Annotated in this window: 21 protein-coding genes and 1 pseudogene; 19 read left to right on the top strand and 3 right to left on the bottom strand. The window is 40.3% G+C overall.

Going from position 1 to position 20,174, the window contains the following annotated elements; genetic code table 11:
- The first annotated feature begins 36 nt into the window (after nucleotides 1-36).
- The 8 genes from mltG to MHI41_RS12235 all read left to right on the top strand — a co-directional run bounded on the left by mltG (nucleotide 37) and on the right by MHI41_RS12235 (nucleotide 8,500).
- Nucleotides 37-1,119 (top strand): endolytic transglycosylase MltG, encoded by a 1,083-nt coding sequence (mltG, locus tag MHI41_RS12270; RefSeq protein ID WP_035701691.1) that lies wholly within the window; start codon nucleotides 37-39, stop codon nucleotides 1,117-1,119.
- 212 nt (nucleotides 1,120-1,331) lie between these two features.
- Entirely contained in the window at nucleotides 1,332-1,997 is a 666-nt protein-coding gene (locus tag MHI41_RS12265) for an O-methyltransferase (protein ID WP_008342672.1), read from the top strand.
- Nucleotides 1,994-2,923 carry a peptidase U32 family protein gene (locus tag MHI41_RS12260; RefSeq protein ID WP_317327684.1) on the top strand — a complete coding sequence of 310 codons (930 nt, stop codon included), beginning with the start codon at nucleotides 1,994-1,996 and terminating at the stop codon, nucleotides 2,921-2,923. Before MHI41_RS12265 ends, MHI41_RS12260 begins: the two co-directional genes overlap by 4 nt.
- A gap of 20 nt (nucleotides 2,924-2,943) precedes the next feature.
- Entirely contained in the window at nucleotides 2,944-4,212 is a 1,269-nt protein-coding gene (locus MHI41_RS12255) for a U32 family peptidase (protein WP_017358097.1), read from the top strand.
- 7 nt (nucleotides 4,213-4,219) lie between these two features.
- The gene (gene udk, locus MHI41_RS12250) at nucleotides 4,220-4,852 is read left to right on the top strand and encodes a uridine kinase (protein WP_007501435.1); all 633 of its coding nucleotides are present in this window, start codon (nucleotides 4,220-4,222) and stop codon (nucleotides 4,850-4,852) included.
- A 648-nt stretch (nucleotides 4,853-5,500) separates the two neighbouring features.
- Nucleotides 5,501-5,974 carry a transcription elongation factor GreA gene (gene greA, locus MHI41_RS12245; RefSeq protein WP_007501433.1) on the top strand — a complete coding sequence of 158 codons (474 nt, stop codon included), beginning with the start codon at nucleotides 5,501-5,503 and terminating at the stop codon, nucleotides 5,972-5,974.
- A 50-nt stretch (nucleotides 5,975-6,024) separates the two neighbouring features.
- Nucleotides 6,025-7,767: a penicillin-binding protein 2 gene (locus MHI41_RS12240; protein WP_342494218.1), complete on the top strand. Its 1,743-nt coding sequence runs from the start codon at nucleotides 6,025-6,027 to the stop codon at nucleotides 7,765-7,767.
- Nucleotides 7,768-7,834: 67 nt separating this feature from the next.
- A complete protein-coding gene (locus MHI41_RS12235) occupies nucleotides 7,835-8,500 on the top strand; it encodes a YrrS family protein (RefSeq protein ID WP_144625302.1) in 666 nt (221 codons plus the stop codon).
- A gap of 150 nt (nucleotides 8,501-8,650) precedes the next feature.
- Here MHI41_RS12235 and MHI41_RS12230 read toward each other — a convergent pair whose 3' ends face one another.
- On the bottom strand, nucleotides 8,651-8,854 hold the full coding sequence (locus MHI41_RS12230) for a YrzA family protein (protein WP_052320851.1): 204 nt from the start codon (nucleotides 8,852-8,854) through the stop codon (nucleotides 8,651-8,653).
- A 187-nt stretch (nucleotides 8,855-9,041) separates the two neighbouring features.
- Between MHI41_RS12230 and MHI41_RS12225 the strand changes: the two genes are divergently transcribed.
- From MHI41_RS12225 to MHI41_RS12195, 7 genes are all read left to right on the top strand, one after another.
- Nucleotides 9,042-9,683: a class I SAM-dependent methyltransferase gene (locus MHI41_RS12225; RefSeq protein WP_135226663.1), complete on the top strand. Its 642-nt coding sequence runs from the start codon at nucleotides 9,042-9,044 to the stop codon at nucleotides 9,681-9,683.
- A 15-nt stretch (nucleotides 9,684-9,698) separates the two neighbouring features.
- Nucleotides 9,699-10,394, top strand: coding sequence for a 5'-methylthioadenosine/S-adenosylhomocysteine nucleosidase (mtnN, locus tag MHI41_RS12220; protein WP_317327678.1), 696 nt, complete (start codon nucleotides 9,699-9,701; stop codon nucleotides 10,392-10,394).
- A 46-nt stretch (nucleotides 10,395-10,440) separates the two neighbouring features.
- On the top strand, nucleotides 10,441-11,364 hold the full coding sequence (locus MHI41_RS12215; RefSeq protein WP_007501427.1) for a cysteine synthase family protein: 924 nt from the start codon (nucleotides 10,441-10,443) through the stop codon (nucleotides 11,362-11,364).
- A gap of 1 nt (nucleotide 11,365) precedes the next feature.
- Complete coding sequence (locus tag MHI41_RS12210; RefSeq protein ID WP_338705656.1) at nucleotides 11,366-12,514, top strand: bifunctional cystathionine gamma-lyase/homocysteine desulfhydrase; 1,149 nt, start codon at nucleotides 11,366-11,368, stop codon at nucleotides 12,512-12,514.
- Nucleotides 12,515-12,586: 72 nt separating this feature from the next.
- Complete coding sequence (locus MHI41_RS12205; RefSeq protein ID WP_035391005.1) at nucleotides 12,587-12,817, top strand: YrhC family protein; 231 nt, start codon at nucleotides 12,587-12,589, stop codon at nucleotides 12,815-12,817.
- A gap of 445 nt (nucleotides 12,818-13,262) precedes the next feature.
- On the top strand, nucleotides 13,263-13,397 hold the full coding sequence (locus tag MHI41_RS12200; protein WP_008342648.1) for a YrzI family small protein: 135 nt from the start codon (nucleotides 13,263-13,265) through the stop codon (nucleotides 13,395-13,397).
- Nucleotides 13,398-13,562: 165 nt separating this feature from the next.
- The gene (locus MHI41_RS12195; protein ID WP_223255651.1) at nucleotides 13,563-13,718 is read left to right on the top strand and encodes a hypothetical protein; all 156 of its coding nucleotides are present in this window, start codon (nucleotides 13,563-13,565) and stop codon (nucleotides 13,716-13,718) included.
- A gap of 43 nt (nucleotides 13,719-13,761) precedes the next feature.
- On the opposite strand, the pseudogene MHI41_RS12190 reads toward MHI41_RS12195, so the two are convergent.
- A pseudogene (locus MHI41_RS12190) lies at nucleotides 13,762-13,836 on the bottom strand (YjcZ family sporulation protein); the annotation flags it as partial.
- A gap of 318 nt (nucleotides 13,837-14,154) precedes the next feature.
- Here MHI41_RS12190 and MHI41_RS12185 point away from each other — a divergent pair.
- A complete protein-coding gene (locus MHI41_RS12185; RefSeq protein ID WP_017367683.1) occupies nucleotides 14,155-14,757 on the top strand; it encodes a methyltransferase domain-containing protein in 603 nt (200 codons plus the stop codon).
- A gap of 427 nt (nucleotides 14,758-15,184) precedes the next feature.
- Nucleotides 15,185-16,399 (top strand): formaldehyde dehydrogenase, glutathione-independent, encoded by a 1,215-nt coding sequence (gene fdhA / locus MHI41_RS12180; protein ID WP_342494217.1) that lies wholly within the window; start codon nucleotides 15,185-15,187, stop codon nucleotides 16,397-16,399.
- A 96-nt stretch (nucleotides 16,400-16,495) separates the two neighbouring features.
- Here the strand turns inward: fdhA and MHI41_RS12175 are convergent, their stop codons facing one another.
- Nucleotides 16,496-17,389, bottom strand: coding sequence for a LysR family transcriptional regulator (locus tag MHI41_RS12175; RefSeq protein WP_057079274.1), 894 nt, complete (start codon nucleotides 17,387-17,389; stop codon nucleotides 16,496-16,498).
- 130 nt (nucleotides 17,390-17,519) lie between these two features.
- Between MHI41_RS12175 and MHI41_RS12170 the strand changes: the two genes are divergently transcribed.
- Nucleotides 17,520-18,962 (top strand): alanine/glycine:cation symporter family protein, encoded by a 1,443-nt coding sequence (locus MHI41_RS12170; RefSeq protein ID WP_187424760.1) that lies wholly within the window; start codon nucleotides 17,520-17,522, stop codon nucleotides 18,960-18,962.
- On the top strand, nucleotides 18,959-20,116 hold the full coding sequence (locus MHI41_RS12165) for an iron-containing alcohol dehydrogenase (RefSeq protein WP_282833825.1): 1,158 nt from the start codon (nucleotides 18,959-18,961) through the stop codon (nucleotides 20,114-20,116). Before MHI41_RS12170 ends, MHI41_RS12165 begins: the two co-directional genes overlap by 4 nt.
- The last annotated feature ends 58 nt before the right edge of the window (nucleotides 20,117-20,174 follow it).

Genomic DNA, 20,174 nt, shown 5'->3' with positions numbered 1-20,174 from the left:
ATGTACTATAAAAGCTAGATGTGAGGAGGGCCATGCATGTTTTCAGAACAAAAGAAACGACCATTTTTTAAACGAAAAATGGGGATCGTCCTGTTATCTGTACTTGCTGTGATCATCATTGCAGCATTATCAGGTTTTTTATATGTAAAATCAGCACTCGGGCCGGTCGATCAAAAAAGCAAACAAACCATTAATATTCATATTCCAAATGGGACATCTGTCAGTGGAATTGCGAGCATTTTAAAAGAAAATGAACTGATTTCAAATGACACGATTTTCACTTACTATGCAAAGTACAAAAAAGCGTCAGGCTTTAAAGCGGGCTATTTTCATCTCAAACAAACAATGGATGCGGATCAGCTGATTCAAAAGCTGACATCTGGCGGGACAGACTACGCATTTCAGCTTGTGATACCTGAAGGGAAACAGTTGTCTGATATTGCAGCCATTATTGCAAACCAGACGAATTTTTCAGCGAAAGAAGTTGAAGCGAAGCTGGATGATCCAGCCTTTATTAAAAAATTGATGAAAAAATACCCGAAAACGGTGACATCACAAGTGAACGGGAAACAAGTCAAGCATCCGTTAGAGGGATATTTATTCCCGGCGACGTATCCGTTTTATCGTGAGGATGAATCACTTGAAACAATCATTGACACGATGATTAAACAAACAGATCAATATGTGAAAACGTACGAAAAGGACATGAAAAAGAGAAAGATGTCCATCCATGATGTCCTAACGATGGCATCCCTAATAGAAATGGAAGCAACCGAAAAAACAGACCGGGCAAAAATCTCAAGTGTGTTTTATAACCGGTTGAAAAAGGACATGCCGCTTCAAACAGATCCAACCGTTCTTTATGCGCTTGGCGAGCATAAGTCCCGTGTTTATTACAAAGATTTAAAAGTGAAATCACCTTATAATACGTATACAAACAAAGGGCTGCCGCCTGGACCTATTGCCAATGCTGGAGAATCTTCTTGGAAAGCAGCACTCCATCCAGAGAAAACAGATTTTGTTTACTTCCTAGCAAAGAAAAATGGCGAAGTCGTCTTTACGAAAACGTTAAATGAGCACAACAAAGCAAAAGCGAAATACATCACAGGCAGCAACTAACGCCCATGTGAGAGGAAAAAGACTGTAGACAATGGTGAAATTGCCTGCAGTTTTTTTCGTTGTTATATCCATTTTATAGGTTCGCAATTACCACATCTTTGTGGTAAAATATATCGGGTTGTTTTTACTTAGATGAACGAAAGATTGACGAGAAAGAGAGCTGCAGCAGGCAGGACTCTTCTTTTTCAGGTCATGAAGGAGCTAGACATATAATGACAATCGAAGATGATCAAATAAATGATTATATTGAAGATTTAATTGAGCCGAGTCCTGATGCCATCGCTCAATTAGAGGAGTATGCGAAAGAGCATCATGTGCCAATCATGGAAAAGGTGAGCATTGAACTGTTATTGCAGCTGCTTTCTTTGAAAAAACCGAAGAAGATTCTTGAGGTTGGGACAGCGATTGGTTATTCAGCGATTCGAATGGCAGAAGCTCTGCCAGATGCTGAAATCTATACGATTGAGCGAAATGCAAAACGTTATGAGGAAGCGACACGGAATATTGAAGAATTACATTTCAAAGATAGAATTCACGTGTTTTTTGGCGATGCGATCGAATCAGCTAAAACGGTTCAGACGATGGCGCCCTATGATGTGATCTTCATTGATGCGGCAAAAGGCCAGTATCAACGCTTTTTTGAGCTGTTTGAACCGATGCTGTCCGATGACGGAATGATTATTACAGACAACGTATTATTTAAAGGCTTAGTTGCGACAAATTATGAAGAAGAAATTGAAGATAAACGAAAAAAACAATTAATAGGCAAAATTGATCGATACAATCAATGGCTGATGTCAAATCCTGACTACCAAACGTGTATCATTCCGGTTGGAGATGGGATCGCCATTAGTACAAAAAGAGGTGACCAATCATGAAAAAACCAGAATTGCTTGTGACACCAAGCAAGGTGTCGGATGTACTGCCGCTCATTGAAGCGGGTGCTGACGCATTTTTAATAGGTGAACAAACATATGGAATCCGTCTTGCAGGTGAGTTTTCAAGAGAAGATGTGCAACAAACGGTTCAACTCGCACATGCACATCACAAAAAAGTATATGTGGCCATGAATGCGATTTTTCATAATGACCGTGTCGCACTGCTTGGAGATTATTTAACCTTTCTCGATGGGTTAAACGTGGATGGTGTCGTTTTTGGAGATCCGGCAGTGATCATGGCCGCAAAAGAAACAGGTGTCAACTTGAATCTACACTGGAGTACAGAAACAACTGGGACAAACTATTACACTTGTAACTACTGGGGCAGAAAAGGCGCAACACGTGCTGTTCTTGCCAAAGAACTCAATATGGACAGTGTGATTGATATCAAAGAAAACGCTGAAGTGGAGATTGAAATTCAAGTCCACGGCATGACTTGTATGTTTCAATCGAAACGGACACTTGTTGGCAACTATTTTGAATATCAAGGCAAACAAATGGACGTGGAAGGAAGAAATATGGAAGAAGGTCTATTCCTTCACGACCAGGAGCGTCAAAACAAATATCCTATTTTTGAGGATGAAAATGGCACACACATTATGAGTCCAAATGATGTATGTATGATTGATGAATTAGAAGAATTTGTCGACGCAGGCATTGACTCATTTAAAATTGACGGAATTTTAAAGTCACTTTCTTATATGACAGAGGTGACATCCCTCTATCGAAAAGCCATTGATTTACTAGTGACTGATAAGGAAGCCTATGAAGATCAAAAAGATGAATGGGTGGAGCGTATTGAAGAGATCCAGCCTGTCAACCGCTCAATCGATACAGGATTTTTCTTTAAAGAAACGGTTTATTAAGATAAAAGGAGGCAGAGGAAATGGCACTTTTAAAAGATGGAATTTCTGAAGTGATCGATGGAAAACGTGTCATTACAAAAAAACCAGAACTGCTAGCGCCAGCAGGAAACTTAGAAAAACTAAAAATTGCTGTGCATTATGGAGCAGACGCTGTTTTTATTGGTGGGAAAGAATTTGGACTTCGTTCAAATGCAGATAACTTTTCAATCGAAGAAATGGCAGAAGGTGTCGCATTTGCGAACAAATACGGTGCTCGCATTTATGTGACAACGAATATTTTCGCCCACAACGAAAACATGGACGGGCTGGAAGAATATCTTCAAGGGATTGAAGGAGCCGGTGTAGCGGGAATTATTGTCGCTGATCCACTCATTATTGAAACATGCAAACGAGTAGCTCCAAAGCTTGAAGTCCACTTAAGCACACAGCAGTCTCTTTCAAATTGGAAAGCGGTGCAGTTTTGGAAGGAAGAGGGGCTTGAGCGTGTGGTCCTTGCACGTGAAACAAGCGCTCTAGAGATTAAAGAAATGAAAGAAAAAGTGGATATTGAAATCGAAACGTTCATTCACGGGGCGATGTGTATTGCTTATTCTGGCCGCTGCGTGCTCAGTAACCATATGACAGCGAGAGATTCAAACCGCGGAGGCTGCTGCCAATCTTGCCGCTGGGATTATGACCTTTATAAACTAGAAGGCTCTGAGGAAGCGCCTTTATTCGGTGAAGAAGATGCACCATTTGCGATGAGTCCAAAAGATTTAAAACTCATCGAATCCATACCGCAAATGATCGAAATGGGAATTGACAGCTTAAAGATTGAAGGACGAATGAAGTCCATTCATTATGTAGCAACAGTTGTCAGTGTCTATCGTAAAGTCATTGATGCTTACTGTGCTGATCCAGACAATTTCGTCATTCAACAAGAATGGCTCGATGAATTAGACAAATGTGCCAACCGTGACACGGCTCCTGCCTTTTTTGAAGGTGTACCAGGAACGGATGAACAAATGTTTGGCATTCACGGAAAGAAAACGACCTTTGATTTCGTCGGACTTGTGCTTCATTATGATGAACAAGAACAAATTGTCACATTACAGCAGCGTAATTTCTTTAAAGCTGGCGACGAAGTTGAATTTTTCGGTCCAGAAATCGAAAATTTCACATGCAAGATTGAGACGATTTGGGACGAAAAAGGGAACGAACTCGATGCCGCTCGTCATCCACTGCAAATTGTGAAATTTAAGCTTGATCAAAAAGTATACCCTAGCAACATGATGAGAAAGGGGAAATAACCGGCACATGGGGAAAAAACCAGTGGTGATTGGAATCGCTGGCGGCTCGGGTTCAGGTAAAACGAGCGTCACCAATTCCATTTACGAAAAATTTAAAGGACATTCAATCCTCATGCTTCAGCAAGATTTATATTATAAAAATCAAAGTCATATGCCATTTGAAGAGCGCCTGCTGACCAATTATGATCATCCGCTTGCATTTGACAATGACCTGATGATTGAGCATGTAGAAGCGCTGCTAAAGTACGAGTCCATTGAAAAACCAATTTATGATTTTAAACTAAACACACGTTCAGAAGAGACGGTACATGTTGAACCAAAGGATGTCATCATCGTTGAAGGAATCTTTGCCCTTGAAAATGAACGTCTAAGAAACTTAATGGATATTAAACTGTATGTGGATACAGATGCAGATCTTCGGATCATTCGCCGTATTTTACGTGATACGAAAGAAAGAGGCAGATCGATTGATTCCGTGATTGAACAATATGTATCTGTCGTCAGACCGATGCACAATCAATTCATTGAACCGTCAAAACGATACGCCGATATCATCATCCCAGAAGGCGGTCAAAATCATGTGGCCATTGACCTCATGGTGACAAAAATTCAAACGATTCTTCAAAATCGCGGAGAGTAAATGGTGGAGAAGAACAAAGACCTTTACGTTGTAAAGGTCTTTTCAACATCATGCTCTTGTAGTCAATACTTTAGTAATGGCTAGTCTGAAATCATCGATGAGCATTGTAAGAAGCAGCCCCCTGAATAAAAGATTTGATATGATAGGAAAACAATGCTGCGAAATGAAAACAGGAAAATCACGATGGGATGCTGAAAGTTTCAGTTATTCCTGCTTTGTAAAAGTATATTAAAAAAATGACAAACAAATCATCACAAATTTTCAAACAATTCTTGATCAAAATGCAATTTTGTAATAATATAGCATAGACATATCGTACACTGACCATATTATGTATTGGAAGATGGAGAATGGATAAGCTATTCTTCTACATATGATCGAAATGGCCGAACGAGGTACAGGAGCTTCCTGTGCCTTTCCACAGTTTGTGCGATGAAGATAATACATCATCATGAGACCGCTGCTGTTCCTGCCTAATAAAAAGGCATAATAGTTGCATCTAAAAGGGACGCCATGTAAGATGGACTTTTACGAATATGGGACAGAAGGAATGAGGGCCGGAATATGTCCTCATTCTTGTATATTTCAGTCGTCACTCACATGCAGAAAGCTTGTATGATGAGGATTAATAGAAGGAGTGAATGATTCATGGCACAAGAGAAAGTATTTCCAATGACAGAAGAAGGAAAGCGCAAATTAGAAGAAGAGCTTGAATATTTGAAAACGGTTAAACGTAAAGAAGTTGTAGAGCGTATTAAAATCGCTAGAAGTTTTGGAGACCTCTCTGAAAACTCGGAATATGATTCTGCTAAAGAAGAGCAAGCGTTTGTAGAAGGTCGTATTACAACGCTTGATAATATGATTCGTAATGCCAAAATTATTGAAGATGAAGGTAACTCAAATATTGTTTCACTCGGTAAAACGGTGACATTCGTTGAATTACCGGACGGTGAAGAAGAGTCTTATACGATTGTAGGAAGTGCAGAAGCTGATCCGTTTGAAGGCAAAATTTCAAACGATTCACCAATTGCAAAAAGTCTTTTAGGCAAACAAGTAGACGACAAAGTCACGGTTCAAACACCTGGCGGAGAAATGTTCGTCCAAATTGTAAAAATTTCATAATTACGTTTATACGATGAACACCTCGTCCACAATAGGGACGAGGTGTTTTTATGCTGAAAACAAGAAGAATCCAATGGACAGGTGCCATTATTTTTATATTATTGCTCGGTCTTCTGTTTAGACTAGCGGAAATTCAGTTGTTTTTCACAGAATCTTTTTCAAAACTTGATATTAATTTGATCCAAGAAAGTGTCAGGCAGCGGACAGAAGAAGTAGTCATTTCAGACGGACGCGGCGAATTTTTAGATCGAAACGGCGAGGCACTTCTCACAAAAGAAGAGCCTGCGGTCATCATATTTCCTTTCCTGCAATATGACCTCCCTCACTTAAAGCAAACCGCTTCTATACTTGAGATGAAAGAAGATGAACTGAAAAGCCAGCTGACAGAAACGAAGAAACCACTCATTTTAAAAGATGATATGACGAAAAAAAAGCTGAAAGACATCAATGATATGAAATATTCAGGTGTTTACGGCGTATATATGAAAGAGAAGGACAAAAAAAGACTTGCCCTCCACACATTAGGCTTCACAAGTGAGAATCCAGAACTCTTGAGAAAGCGTTATCCGGACAAAAAAGAACTTTCAATCCGCACTGAGATCGGTACATTCGGTTTGGAAAGTACATTTGACGAATTTCTATTACCAGAGCAAGACACAAAATTGTTATATCATGTGGACGGAAGGGGAAACCCTTTGTTTGGGATGGACGTCAAATATACAGCAGAAGCTCATTCGTTTTATCCGCTGCAAGTGCAGACAACTATGGACGAAGACATGCAGAGGGAAATGGAGAATGTTCTCAAAGCGCAAGGGGTTGAAAAAGGCGGAGCGGTTCTGCTCGACATTCAAAATAGCAGTGTGCTGGCGATGGCGAGTGTTCCAAATGTGACCAGCAAAAACCGGCATGAGGCAAGAAATTACATGCTGACCGCAATGGCTCCCGGTTCTGTATTTAAAACGGTCGTGCTTGCCGCAACGATTGAAAAAAATTTGAACCAGCCACAAACGATGTATGATTGTCGAAAGAATTTATATGGAGAGCCAGAAGGAAAGCAGGAAGTACTGAATCTGTCTGAAAGCTTTGCGCAAAGCTGTAATTATACATTTGCGACACTCGCTGAGCAGCTCATCCAAACAGATGATCAAATCATTGAAAAGACAGCTTCAAAGCTTGGGCTTGTGGATCGAGCAGGCTGGGAAGGGGATGTATACCATAAGAGGCAATTCAAACAGTTTGATCGTGAAGAAACAGGCAATGTGTGGGGAGATAAAAGAGACAAGCATGTCAAAAAAGCCATTGCGCAAACGGCAATTGGTCAAAAAAATGTCACAACAACTCCCTTGCAAATCGCCAATATGATGGCAACGATTGCAAGGGGCGGAGAACGAAAAGAAGTGAGGATTGCAGATAAAGTGATGTATCAAAACGGAACAACGATGCTATCCTTTCAAAACAAACGACCTGATGGTGACAGTATTGACCGCTATACAGCTCAAACCTTGCAAAAGTACTTAAGGCAGGTGGTGACCTCTGACAACGGAACAGGAAGAAGATTTCAAGACCTGCCGTTCCATATAGCAGGGAAATCAGGCACTGCCCAAACCGGTAGCAAAGATAAACAGGGGAATCCACTTTATCACAAGTGGTTTGCCGGATACTTTCCGGCAGAAAAACCAAAATACGCTCTCGTCGTTGTTCACCTTGATGAGGCAAGTGGCCGGGCTAAGACAAATGAAGCGTTTTATGATATTGTAAAAAAGGTCAATGAAATTGAAAAGAAACAGACATAGAACATCCCTTCATGTCATGTTAGAATAGTAACGACTTAGGGAACAGAGGCAAAGGAGTGCAGAGATTTTGAGTAGAAATTCTCGATTTGAACATCGTGATAAGCGCAGAAAGGCTAATATGGTGCTTAACATATTAATTGGTATCGTTGTGGTGCTTATTTTGGTTGTCGCATCGAGTTTGTTAATTTTTAATAAACCGAAAGATACAAATGTAGCAGACGAACCATCAAAAACAGCACCTGCATCGAGTGAAAATAAACAAAACTCAGAAGAAGATGTGAAAGATCAAAAGAAAGATACATCCGATGATGCGGATGCAAAAAAAGACGATTCATCTGACAAAAAAGACGATACAAAGAAAACAGATGAAGAAGAAGAGCCAAACAAAGATGCGTTAAAAGACGCCACAGAAACAGATGGCGGTAAAACAAGTGACGTAGACAAAACATATGAAAACGATAACTGGGAGCCTGTAGGAACAGAGCAATCGGGATCACATACAGCAACCTATGATGCTAACTCAAAAGACTGGAAAGAAATGATCAAAGCCATGTCCTATGCGACAGGAATCTCAGAAGATCAAATGACTGTTATTTGGTTAGGAAATAACGGAGGACCTCAAGATGCAAAAGGAACCATCCGTGATAAATCAACAGGTGAACGCTACCGTGTAGAAATTACGTGGGTGGACGAAAAAGGCTGGAAACCTGTGAAGGTTGAAAAATTAAAATAAAATAAAAAAGATGCATGCAAAAAGGCTAAAATGAACTTCATTTTAGCCTTTTTCTTCTTTTCAGCGTGATAGAAAACCTTTGCAGTCTAGGAAGGACTAGCACCGGCGCACAGACCTGACTGACTACACGCTGATCTTTTTTATTAGACATTAGATATTCGCTTTAAAATGAACAACCGCTGTATACAAAATCTTATCATCAATGACAGTTGTTTGATGACTCACAGAATGAACAGTCAGCAAGATCGCCTGATTATGTTCAATTTGTTTTTGGATCTTTTGTTCAAGTTCTTTTAAAGACGTTGCTTCAAAAAATTCAATTTTGTCCTTTAAAAAATCCAGTTGAAAATCCATTTCATTCATCCCTCCATGCTCTAGATTCATCATAATCTCTCACATTCAAAAGGGCAAATATTTTTCTACCCCACCCAGTATTTTTTAGTAGGAAAGAATCAGAAGATGTGGTAGGATAAGAACTGTTCGACGGAATAAAGCATACTATACGGATAGGAATAAATAGATAAAGTGGAGGGAAAGAAAAATGGGACGTGAGTTTCTTTCTTTATTTGATCATTGGGCTGAATCTTATGATGACACTGTAAGTGGTCATGACGAGCAGTATAAAGAAGTGTTTCGCCGGTATCCGGCCATTCTAAAAGAGATTACTCGCCGTGCAGGTCAACATGTCATTGAGTTTGGAAGCGGGACAGGAAACCTAACAGCGGCACTGCTTCAAGCAGATAAGAAAGTGTTTGGCGTTGAACCTTCAGAGGCCATGAAGAAAGCGGCTCTTCAAAAAGGAATACCAAATGTATTTCATGACGGGGATTTTTTATCGTTTCCATCTCCACCTTTTGAGCCAGACACGATCGTCAGTTCATATGCTTTCCATCATTTAACGGACGACGAAAAAAAACAAGCCATTCACACCTATGGCAACATCCTTCCCTCAGGTGGTAAAATAGTCTTTGCTGATACAATGTTTCAAAATCAAGCAGCACATCAAGCTGAAACGAACAAAGCGAAAGCCGCTGGATTCGATCAGCTTGCAGAGGATTTAGAAACGGAATATTATCCATCCATAGGTGTGTTAAAGCAAATCTTTGAAGAAGAAGGTTTTAGCACATCTTTTCATCAAATGAATGATTTTGTGTGGATCGTAGAAGCGAAGAAAAGGGAATGAAAGGATGTTTTTGATTTGAAAATCGCAGTGATAGGTGCAATGGAAGAAGAAGTGACGATTTTAAGAGACCAACTAAAGAATGCCACACAAGAAAACATCGCTGGGTGTGAATTTACAACAGGTGTTTATGAAGATAAAGAAGTGATTTTATTAAAATCAGGGATTGGAAAAGTAAATGCAGCGGTCAGCACAACACTTCTGCTTGACCGCTTTCAGCCAGATTATGTGATCAATACAGGATCAGCTGGCGGTTTCCATCACTCATTAAATGTAGGTGATATTGTCATCTCTACTGATGTTAGACATCATGATGTGGACGTGACGATCTTTGATTACGAATATGGACAAGTGCCAGGATTACCAGCTGCTTTTCTCGCAGATGAAAAGCTTGTGAAGCTGGCAGAGGAATCTGCTTCAGAAATCGATCATATTCAAGTGGCAAAAGGAACGATTGCAACAGGAGATTCATTTATGAATGATCCTGGTCGTGTCGCGTTTGTAAGAGAGAAATTTCCAGAGCTGTATGCAGTGGAAATGGAGGCAGCTGCAGTTGCGCAAGTTTGCCATCTATTTGAAACGCCATTTGTGGTCGTTCGAGCGTTGTCAGATATTGCTGGGAAAGAATCCAATATCTCTTTTGATCAATTTCTAGAGCAAGCAGCGATTCACTCAACAGACCTTGTCCTGCGTATGATAAAGCAAACACAATAAAAGAAGGGGTTTCCCCCTTCTTTTCCATACAAAGGAAGGGATTTATATGGCTGTCATACATGATATTACGGAATTAATTGGCCACACACCGCTTTTAAAACTGTCAGGGATGGGTGTGCCGGCAGGTGTTGACGTTTATGCAAAACTTGAAATGATGAACCCAGGCGGAAGTATTAAGGATCGCTTAGGTGATATGCTGATTAAAGAAGCGCTAGCATCGGGCAAACTGCGCCCAGGCGGCACCATTATTGAAGCAACTGCAGGAAACACAGGTATCGGGCTTGCGCTAAGTGCAAGAAAACATCAATTGCATCCGATCTTCTGTGTACCAGAACATTTTAGTCAAGAGAAACAACAGCTCATGAAAGCGCTTGGTGCAGAAATTATTCATACACCAAGAAAAGATGGGATGAAGGGTGCGATTGATCGAGCCCTTGAACTAGAGGCAAGCCTTGACAATGCTTATTGTGTCTTACAATTTAAAAACCAAGTAAATCCATTGACTTACTATAAAACGCTCGGGCCAGAAATATGGTCTGACCTCCAGGGGAACATAGACGTGTTTGTAGCAGGAGCGGGTTCTGGCGGAACATTTCAAGGATGTGCTGCCTATTTAAAAGAGCAAAAAGAAGCGCTAAAAACAGTGATCGTGGAACCAGAAGGATCTATTTTAAATGGCGGAAAGCCGGGGCCGCATAGAACGGAAGGAATTGGCCTTGAATTTATTCCAGATTATATGGAATCGACTTTATTTGACGAGATTTATACCGTCAGTGACGATGATGCTTTCCGAATGGTGAAAGAAGCAGCTGAAAAGGAAGGTGTTCTGATCGGAAGCTCGTCTGGTGCCGCTCTATTTGCCGCTTTAGAGGAAGCGAAAAAGGCATCACCTGGGACAGTGATCGTCACCATTTTTCCTGATAGCAGTGAGCGTTATCTAAGTAAAGGTATTTATGAGGGAGGAAAATAAAATGAAGCCAAAAACAATGATGATTCATAGTGGAATCACTGGTGATGAAAAAACAGGAGCCGTGTCTGTTCCTATTTATCAAGTCAGCACCTATAAGCAGCCTAAAGCAGGCGAGCACACTGGATATGAATATTCCAGAACTGCGAATCCAACAAGAACAGCACTGGAAACAGTCATTCGTGATCTTGAAGGCGGGGCAAACGGCTATGCATTCGGTTCAGGGATGGCTGCAATTACAGCTGTGATGATGCTGTTTAACAGCGGAGATCATATCGTACTGACTGACGACGTGTACGGCGGAACCTATCGTGTGATGACAAAGGTGCTCAACCGGATTGGCATTAAAGCCACATTTGTAGACACAAGTGATCCTGAAGCGGTGAAAAAAGCAATTTTACCAGAAACAAAAGCCGTCTATATTGAATCACCAACCAATCCATTGCTGAAAATGACCGATCTACAAGCCATAAGCCGGATCACAAAAGAAGCTGGCATCTTGATGATTGTCGATAATACGTTTTTTACCCCATATTTTCAAAAGCCGATTTCATATGGGGCTGACATTGTCTTGCACAGTGCCACAAAATATTTAGGCGGCCATAGTGATGTGGTGGGCGGACTTGTCGTGACAGCTACTGAAGAGCTTGGTGAAGAACTGCACTTTGTTCAAAACTCTACAGGCGGTATTCTTGGACCGCAAGATGCGTGGCTTCTAATGCGAGGGATGAAAACGCTCGGACTAAGAATGGAAGCACATCAACAAAACGCGCAGAAAATCGCTGAGTTTTTAGAACAGCATCCTGCGATTACACGTGTCTATTACCCAGGTTTAAGCGCTCACCCAGGTCATGAGCTTGCAAAAACTCAAGCAACAGGCTTTGGCGGTATGATTTCTTTTGATATTGGAAAAGAAGAAAATGTCGACGTGTTTTTAAGCCAATTGAAATTGTTTACAATCGCAGAAAGCCTTGGGGCGGTTGAAAGTTTAATTTCTGTTCCTGCTCGCATGACCCATGCATCCATTCCAAAAGAGCGCAGAGAAGAGCTTGGCATCACAGATGGTTTAATCCGTATTTCTGTCGGTATTGAGGATATTGATGACTTATTACATGATATTGAACAAGGGCTCGACGCACTAACGAATGGATAGATTTACATGCCCCTCGCTTTCTCTCACTATGGTAAGCTATCAATAGACATTGATAACGGGAAGGTGAATCAAGTGAAGAAAAAGTGGGATGGTTTAGTGACAGATTACAAGCAATACGCTTTTATTTTGCTTGCTGTTAGCACCTTTTTATATATTGGTACGATTTTACCGAATCAGCACCTAGAAGCATCACCAAAAATGCTGATGATGGCAGTTGATTGTGTTTTCTTATTAGCCGCTTTTCTTTGCGTGAAACGTGCGATCTTTTTTCAAAAAAAATTGCAAGAACTTGATGAAGATTAAGTCGAAAAGTCTCCTCATATGATGAGGAGACTTTTTTTAATTGCACTGGATAATCGGACAAGAATGTCTGTAGAAATTTAGTCAAACACACAAAAATCATCTAATTTACTAAAAACAGGTTTACAAAATGGTGCTTGCTGGATATACTTACAAAGTAATTAAAAACGTAAAGGAGGCTGAAGAATATGTTATTCGTATCTACTTGTGATCAATTCAACAACCAATTTCATCATGTCATCAGCCTGTGGAAGAGCTCGTGTCCTTCCTTTACCTTTTACGGTTCACGCTACAAAACTGTTTAAGTAAACGAGGATTTCACGTATCATCCATCGCAGGTTAGAAGACACTGTCTTTTGATCTGCATTTTTGTGTGCCCGCAGGTCAACTGATAAAGAAGATCTGCGGGCTATTTCGCGTGCTGCGAACTGAAGGGAGGTGAGCGTATATGACAATCCATTTATTTTTTATTACTTTGACGATCCAACGTAAATACAAAGACATTGAAACGGTTCTTTATGAACAACAAGTCGAAACATTTTATGAAGAAATGAAGCAGAAACAACTAAAGTACATGAACTAAAAAGGACAATAAAAAGATGAAAAGGAGGAGATTGACATGTTTATGATGCTTGCAATGCTTGATTGTTATACAAGGGAGAAGGACCAGGTTTAGACACGCTCCACATTGATCACCTGCACATATGATAACCGTAAAAGGAGATTGTGAGGTGATCAATGAATGTCGATGTCACCATATATGAGGTTTCCGTCAGTGGGGCACGGGTATGCGTCTATTCCGCATTCTTTAAAGCACGGGTACGGCAATCCATACAGAATGCAAAGAGAGCAAGAAGAAATGCTCAGACGCTATATGTACAATTATCCAACCTATTGGTATTAAAGAAAAGGAGCAGGAAACGTCATCGTTTCCTGCTCCTTTTACATTAGCAAATCCAGCTTGCACCGATGATGATTAACAAAATGAACAGTACAACAAGCAATGCGAATCCGCCTGCAAAACCGCCACCGTAGCCACCGCAGTAGCCTCCAGAATAACCGCCAAAGCCCATAATCTAGCACCACCTTTATCTAATCAAGATACATTCATAAAATATGCAGCTCATGCGGAAAACGAAATCAATCTGAACACAATTAATGAAAATGCCTATTTGTTTAAATATTTTTCATTACGTGCGAAACATTTTCAGAAAAGGTGCCGTCTAATAAAAGACAAAGGAATTAGGACTAGGTCTTAACTTTTGTTAGGCGAGAGCCGATATGAAAAGTAAGAAAATTCGTAAATAGTTTTATTTACTGGTGCAAAGCAGGTGTTGACATTGATTCAAAGCTGGATTGGAAAACAAATGAGGGAACCAAAGGGCTTGTTCTCAAAATGGGTTGCCCGCTATATGGAAAAAAATCATCATAATATCAATCAATGGACGATTCAACTCTTAAATATACAAGAAAACGACCGGATTTTAGAAATTGGTACTGGAAGAGGTATGACATTATCTAAAGTAGCAGAAAAACTTGATCGAGGAAAAGTATATGGAATCGATGCTTCGCGTCATATGGTAAAATACGCGAAAAGAAAACATAAGAGGCTTGTCGAGCAGGAAAAAGCCGTTATCACACTTGGAAAGGCTGAGCAATTACCTTTTGAAGACAGATCATTCAATAAATTGTTCACAGTGCAGACCATCTATTACTTGCCAGATATCGAACAAGTTATGAAAGAGGTATATCGTGTTCTTCAAGTGGATGGAGAAGTATTCTTATCTTTTCAAAAGCAGGAACTAATGAAGGAACAAAAACGCTCACAGTCTCTTTCAACGTACAGTGAAGAAGACATCAGCTGTCTTTTTTCAGCGTATCACTTTAGAGACGTCTCTGTTTACCATTATGATACATACATCTGTATCAAAGCCTTAAAATGATGATGAAAATATTTCCCAGGTAATGAACAAGCAATTAAAAAAGGCTCTTCGTCAGAAGGGCCTTTTTTGCATGTGGGAATTGATCATTCATCAATAAAAAAGACACTTCACAAGAAGAGTCTTTTGCATTCATTTCATATGTAGGGGCCAGCCAGGTGTGTAAGGAATGATAGTATATATAAGGAATTTGTTTGTCGATTAAGGATACCTGTCTGGCTTATTCCTTATATCGACAATGTTCTTCAAATGTTTAGCTTTTTTTTCAATATTTTCTTTTTTATTTGACTGGAAAATACATTTTTCTCTCCTGGATAGACATTTTTCATTTACTATTTGAGTCAATGTGTGGTTGAAAGAAGGAAAAAGCCCGAGAAAGAGAGAACTTTGGAGAGACTTCATTTTTAAACAAAAAGGGAGGAATGAAAACATGTCGGGAAACAAAGGTGTCGTTTATAAAGGAGCAGGAAATGTAGCAGTTGAAGATATTGGATACCCTGATTTGGTTTTAAGGGATGGCCCTGGTGTACCTAAAGCCAATATTGGACGTAAGTGTGAGCATGGCGTCATTTTAAAAGTGGTGACAACAAACATTTGCGGGAGCGACCAGCACATGGTAAGAGGGCGCACAACTGCGCCTGAAGGACTTGTCCTTGGTCATGAGATTACTGGTGAAGTCGTTGAAGTTGGACGAGATGTAGAGTTTATCCAAAAGGGTGATCTCGTATCAGTTCCGTTTAATATTGCCTGTGGCCGTTGCGTCATGTGTAAGGAACAAAAAACCCATGTGTGTTTAAATGTAAACCCCGATCGACCTGGCTCAGCTTATGGATATGTAGATATGGGCGGATGGGTTGGCGGCCAATCGGAGTACGTCATGGTGCCATATGCTGATTTCCAGCTACTCAAATTTCCGGACAAAGATCAGGCGATGGAAAAAATACTTGATTTGACGATGCTTTCTGATATATTCCCGACAGGTTTTCATGGTGCTTATACGGCTGGCGTAAAACCGGGCTCTACCGTCTATATTGCTGGTGCAGGGCCAGTAGGTCTAGCAGCAGCGCATTCCGCTCAGCTCCTTGGCGCTTCTGCTGTCATCGTCGGCGATCTCAATGAACAAAGGCTGGAGCAGGCGAGAAGCTTTGGCTGCGAAACAATTAACTTACGAAAACATGATCGAATCGGTGAACAAATGACAAATATCCTTGGAGAGCCAGAAGTCGACTGTGCGGTCGATTGTGTCGGCTTTGAAGCTTCAGGTCATGGAGATCAAGGAGAAGCACCAGCCACCGTTTTAAATACAATTATGGATATTACCAAAGTTGGCGGTAAACTTGGAATTCCAGGACTTTACGTCACAGAAGATCCAGGTGCTGTGGATGAAGATGCAAAAGTTGGATCTCTGAAAGTGCGAATTGGACTTGGCTGGGCCAAAGCCCATACCTTTGTGACAGGCCAAACCCCTGTCATGCAATATCATCGCAGCTTGATGAAATCTATTTTAAGCGGAAGAGCACAAATCGCCAAAGCCGTTAATGCCACCGTGATTTCCCTTGATCAAGCCCCTAAAGGATATAGCGATTTTGATTCGGGTGTGGCGAAGAAATTTGTGATTGACCCGCATGGCATGATTTCTAAATAATGATCCATCGAAAAAACTTACAGGGTTTTTCCTGTAAGTTTTTTGTTTGTTACATATAAAAAGATGAAGCTGTTCTGCTACATTCCATGTCAATTGTTAGCCGTGCCTGAGTATATAATCCTCTGTTAAATCAACAAACGCCTTCAAAGCAGGAGACATCCATTTGTTTTTATGCCAGAATAGTTGGATTTTCGTTGTGAGACAGGGTCCCATCCAATTGATTTTAATCATATGGCCTTCTGTTATTTCTCTTTTTATAGAAATTTCGGGAAGTACAGCAATTCCTAAACCAGCCATTACACATTTTTTTATGGCTTCTACATCTGCTAGTTCTAGTTTACTTCTCGGTTTTGCTCCTGCCTGTGTCAAAGAGTGTTCGAAGGCATAACGATAATCGCAGTCTTCGGTTAACAACAATCTTTGCTCGTCTAAATCGATAGGATATACTTTTTGTTTTTTGCTCAATGGATTTGTTGGACAGCATACAATCGCCATCGGTTCATCTTTTAATTCTTTTACAATTAAATGTGAGGATACGACAGGATTCATCGATAATAGGGCGACATCAATTTGTCCTTCCAGTAATAGATTTAAAACATCCTTTTCAGCTATTCCGGGACGAAAAATCAGTTCTACTTTAGGATACGTTGTTTGAAAGTCCGTTAAAATATGAGGAAGTCGATAGGTACATTGTGTTTCAGATGCACATATTCTCAAAATGCCGCTTGGCTCACTCATCCCACCAACAGCCTCTAATGCTTCTCCTGTTAAACCTAAAATCTTATCCGTATAATCTTGAAACTTCATACCAGCTTCTGTTAAAATTACCCTTTTTCCAAGCCTTTCAAATAGAGGGGTTCCTAGCTCTTCTTCTAATGCAGCGATATTTGCCGTGATACTAGATTGAGCATAGCCAAGTATTTGTGCTGTTTTTGTAAAGTTTAATACTTTTGATGCTGTTTGGAACATCATCAGTTGCTTTATTTCCAACGTCAATCCCTCCTAAATCGGATGAGCCGATTGATGCAATCAGAAAACTTCTATAGATAGATCATAACATTTTTACTATGATAAAAGTAGGCGCTTTCATTATTTAGAATGTTCAGATTTTATAGGGGGGATGGCTTTGTTTGAAACGATTGTCAATTCAATAAATGACTTTTTATGGACATATATTTTAGTCGTTATGTTAATAGGGATTGGAATCTACTTTACGGTGAGAATGAAGTTTATGCAAATTGTCTTACTAAAAGAGATCTTCCGTTCTATTTTTGAAAAAGCCCCAAAAATAAAAGGGAGTCAAGACATTTCTTCAATGCAAGCTTTCTTTATCGGAGCAGCGACGAGGATTGGAACTGGAAATATGGCAGGTGTTGCTATTGCCATCACAGTTGGTGGTCCTGGAGCTATTTTCTGGATGTGGTTTGCAGCGGTTTTAGGGGGAGCTTCTGCATTTGTCGAAAGCACACTCGCTCAAATATATAAAGTGAGAACAAGTGATGGTTTTAAAGGGGGGCCAGGCTATTATATACAAAAGCAATTTGGACTGAAATGGCCAAGTAGGATCTTTGCCTTTTCTGTTATTATTAGTTTTGGCTTAATTTTTAATGCAGTACAAACGAACACCATCACAAATGCCTTTCGATATTCATTTGGTATCAGTCCAATTGGCATGGGGGTATTCGTAACCATTCTTACGGCTCTCATCATTTTTGGTGGTGTAAAGAGAATTGCCCGCTTTACCCAAATCATTGTGCCAATCATGTCCTCGTTTTATATTATCTTAGCACTTTATGTGATTGTGACAAATATCGCTGATGTACCCGCAGCATTAGCAAGTATTATGAAAAGTGCGTTTGGATTAGAGCAAATGGTTGGAGGCGGAATCGGCGCTGCAATAATGAACGGTGTCAAACGCGGTTTATTTTCCAATGAAGCAGGAATGGGAAGTGCGCCAAATGCGGCTGCTGCTGCCCATGTTTCACACCCAGTAAAACAAGGGTTTGTTCAATTATTAGGCGTATTTTTTGATACATTAGTTGTTTGTAGTTGTACAGCATTTATTATTATGCTATCAACAGTAGAAACAGCAGGTGATTTGTCAGGTATTGAAATTACTCAAGCTGCAATGGCGCAGCATTTCGGTTCTTGGGCTAGTATTTTCTTAGCATTTGCGATCTTTACTTTTGCATTTAGCTCCATTGTAGGTGGCTACTATTACGGTGAAGCCAATATCGGTTTTATTCATAACAGTGTAACCGCGCTATTCGTGTATCGAATCACTGTTTTAATGATGATTATGTTTGGTGCTCTCGCCAACTTACAAATCGTTTGGACGTTAGCGGACTTGTCGATGGCGATTATGGCCATTGTTAACTTGGTTGCCATTGCGATTTTAGGCAAATTTGCTTTTGCGGCTCTAAATGATTACATGGGACAAAGAAAGGTAGGAAAGAACCCTGTTTTTTACGCTTCTACCATTCCAGGTTTAAAAGGAATAGAATGGTGGGGAGCAGAAAAACAAGCGATTAAATCAACAAATGAAGGGGTAGAAAATCAATGATAAATTTTGAATATGATTGTCATACGAAAATGATCATGGGGGCGGGGAAATCTAAAGATATTGCCTCTATTGTAGAGGACATTGTATTGCCTAGTGCTACAATTATGATTGTAACTGACCCTGGTGTAAAAAGCGCAGGATTGGTGACGCCTATTGAAGCCTATTTGCAAGAAGCTGGTTATTCCGTTGTCGTCTTTGATCAAGTATCTCCAAACCCTAGAGATCATGAATGTCTAACGGGTGCAGAGCTCTTTAGAAAAGTACAAGCATCAGCGGTTATTGCGATTGGTGGAGGAAGCCCAATGGATACGGCAAAAGCCATTGCTTTATTAGGTCCAAATGGCGGTAATCCTGAAGAGTATATAGCAGGCAAGAAAGCGTACACAAATGTATCACCCTTAATTTGTATTCCAACCACGGCTGGAACTGGCTCTGAGGTGACCCGTTCATCTGTGATTACGTTAGCTGCTTCACATAAAAAAATCACCTTAAAACATGCCTTGCTTCGACCAACTATTGCGATTTTGGATCCTGCTCTTACTTCTACGGTGCCAAAAAGTATAACAGCGGCAACAGGTGTTGATGCACTGGTACATGCGATTGAAGGCTATACATGTAAAGAAACAAACCCTATTTCTAAGGCGATGGGGGCAAGCGCAATGAAAACCATTGTGACCTATTTACCGAAGGCGTATGAAGACGGATCTGATTTAGAAGCAAGATACAAAATGCAGGAAGGCAGTTTACTCGCTGGCTTATGCTTCGGTTCCGCTGATGTAGCAGCCGTGCATTGTTTAGCCGAAGCGCTCGGCAGTCTTTATGATACGCCTCATGGTATCGCAAATGCTGTATTTTTACCTTATGTCATACAATTTAATGCAGCTGAAAACAAATCATTGCACATAGAGCTTGCAAACATCATGGGCTTTGCAGATAAAACGGATGCAGATGATGTGGCGATTCAAAAATTAATGGATGGTATATATACATTCACAAAGAATTTAGGTATTCCATCACTAAAAGAATTATCTTATGTAAAAGTAGAAGATTTTGAAAAAATGGCTGAACTAGCAGAACAAAACAACTCTACAAAAAGCAATGTTCGTGCCGTTACGAAAGCGGACTACTTAGATATACTAAAGGCTGCTTTTTAATATAATCATACAGAAAAAGAGCCGAATAGAATGACTGAATGATAAACACAAACTGTCC

The sequence above is a fragment of the Bacillus sp. FSL M7-0307 genome, from assembly GCF_038627835.1.
GTDB lineage: Bacteria > Bacillota > Bacilli > Bacillales > Bacillaceae > Bacillus > Bacillus altitudinis.
This window is presented reverse-complemented; position numbering and strand designations above follow the sequence as displayed.

Excerpts from the sequence above, each read along its gene's own strand:
- MHI41_RS12230 (WP_052320851.1), bottom strand. The coding sequence starts at position 8,854 with ATGGATTTTCAACTGGATTTTTTAAAGGACAAAATTGAATTTTTTGAA.
- fdhA (WP_342494217.1), top strand. The coding sequence starts at position 15,185 with ATGTCGGGAAACAAAGGTGTCGTTTATAAAGGAGCAGGAAATGTAGCA.
- MHI41_RS12260 (WP_317327684.1), top strand. The coding sequence starts at position 1,994 with ATGAAAAAACCAGAATTGCTTGTGACACCAAGCAAGGTGTCGGATGTA.
- MHI41_RS12210 (WP_338705656.1), top strand. The coding sequence starts at position 11,366 with ATGAAGCCAAAAACAATGATGATTCATAGTGGAATCACTGGTGATGAA.
- udk (WP_007501435.1), top strand. The coding sequence starts at position 4,220 with ATGGGGAAAAAACCAGTGGTGATTGGAATCGCTGGCGGCTCGGGTTCA.
- MHI41_RS12195 (WP_223255651.1), top strand. The coding sequence starts at position 13,563 with ATGTCACCATATATGAGGTTTCCGTCAGTGGGGCACGGGTATGCGTCT.
- greA (WP_007501433.1), top strand. The coding sequence starts at position 5,501 with ATGGCACAAGAGAAAGTATTTCCAATGACAGAAGAAGGAAAGCGCAAA.
- MHI41_RS12255 (WP_017358097.1), top strand. The coding sequence starts at position 2,944 with ATGGCACTTTTAAAAGATGGAATTTCTGAAGTGATCGATGGAAAACGT.
- MHI41_RS12225 (WP_135226663.1), top strand. The coding sequence starts at position 9,042 with ATGGGACGTGAGTTTCTTTCTTTATTTGATCATTGGGCTGAATCTTAT.
- MHI41_RS12215 (WP_007501427.1), top strand. The coding sequence starts at position 10,441 with ATGGCTGTCATACATGATATTACGGAATTAATTGGCCACACACCGCTT.
- MHI41_RS12170 (WP_187424760.1), top strand. The coding sequence starts at position 17,520 with ATGGCTTTGTTTGAAACGATTGTCAATTCAATAAATGACTTTTTATGG.
- mltG (WP_035701691.1), top strand. The coding sequence starts at position 37 with ATGTTTTCAGAACAAAAGAAACGACCATTTTTTAAACGAAAAATGGGG.
- MHI41_RS12200 (WP_008342648.1), top strand. The coding sequence starts at position 13,263 with ATGACAATCCATTTATTTTTTATTACTTTGACGATCCAACGTAAATAC.
- MHI41_RS12240 (WP_342494218.1), top strand. The coding sequence starts at position 6,025 with ATGCTGAAAACAAGAAGAATCCAATGGACAGGTGCCATTATTTTTATA.
- MHI41_RS12265 (WP_008342672.1), top strand. The coding sequence starts at position 1,332 with ATGACAATCGAAGATGATCAAATAAATGATTATATTGAAGATTTAATT.
- MHI41_RS12165 (WP_282833825.1), top strand. The coding sequence starts at position 18,959 with ATGATAAATTTTGAATATGATTGTCATACGAAAATGATCATGGGGGCG.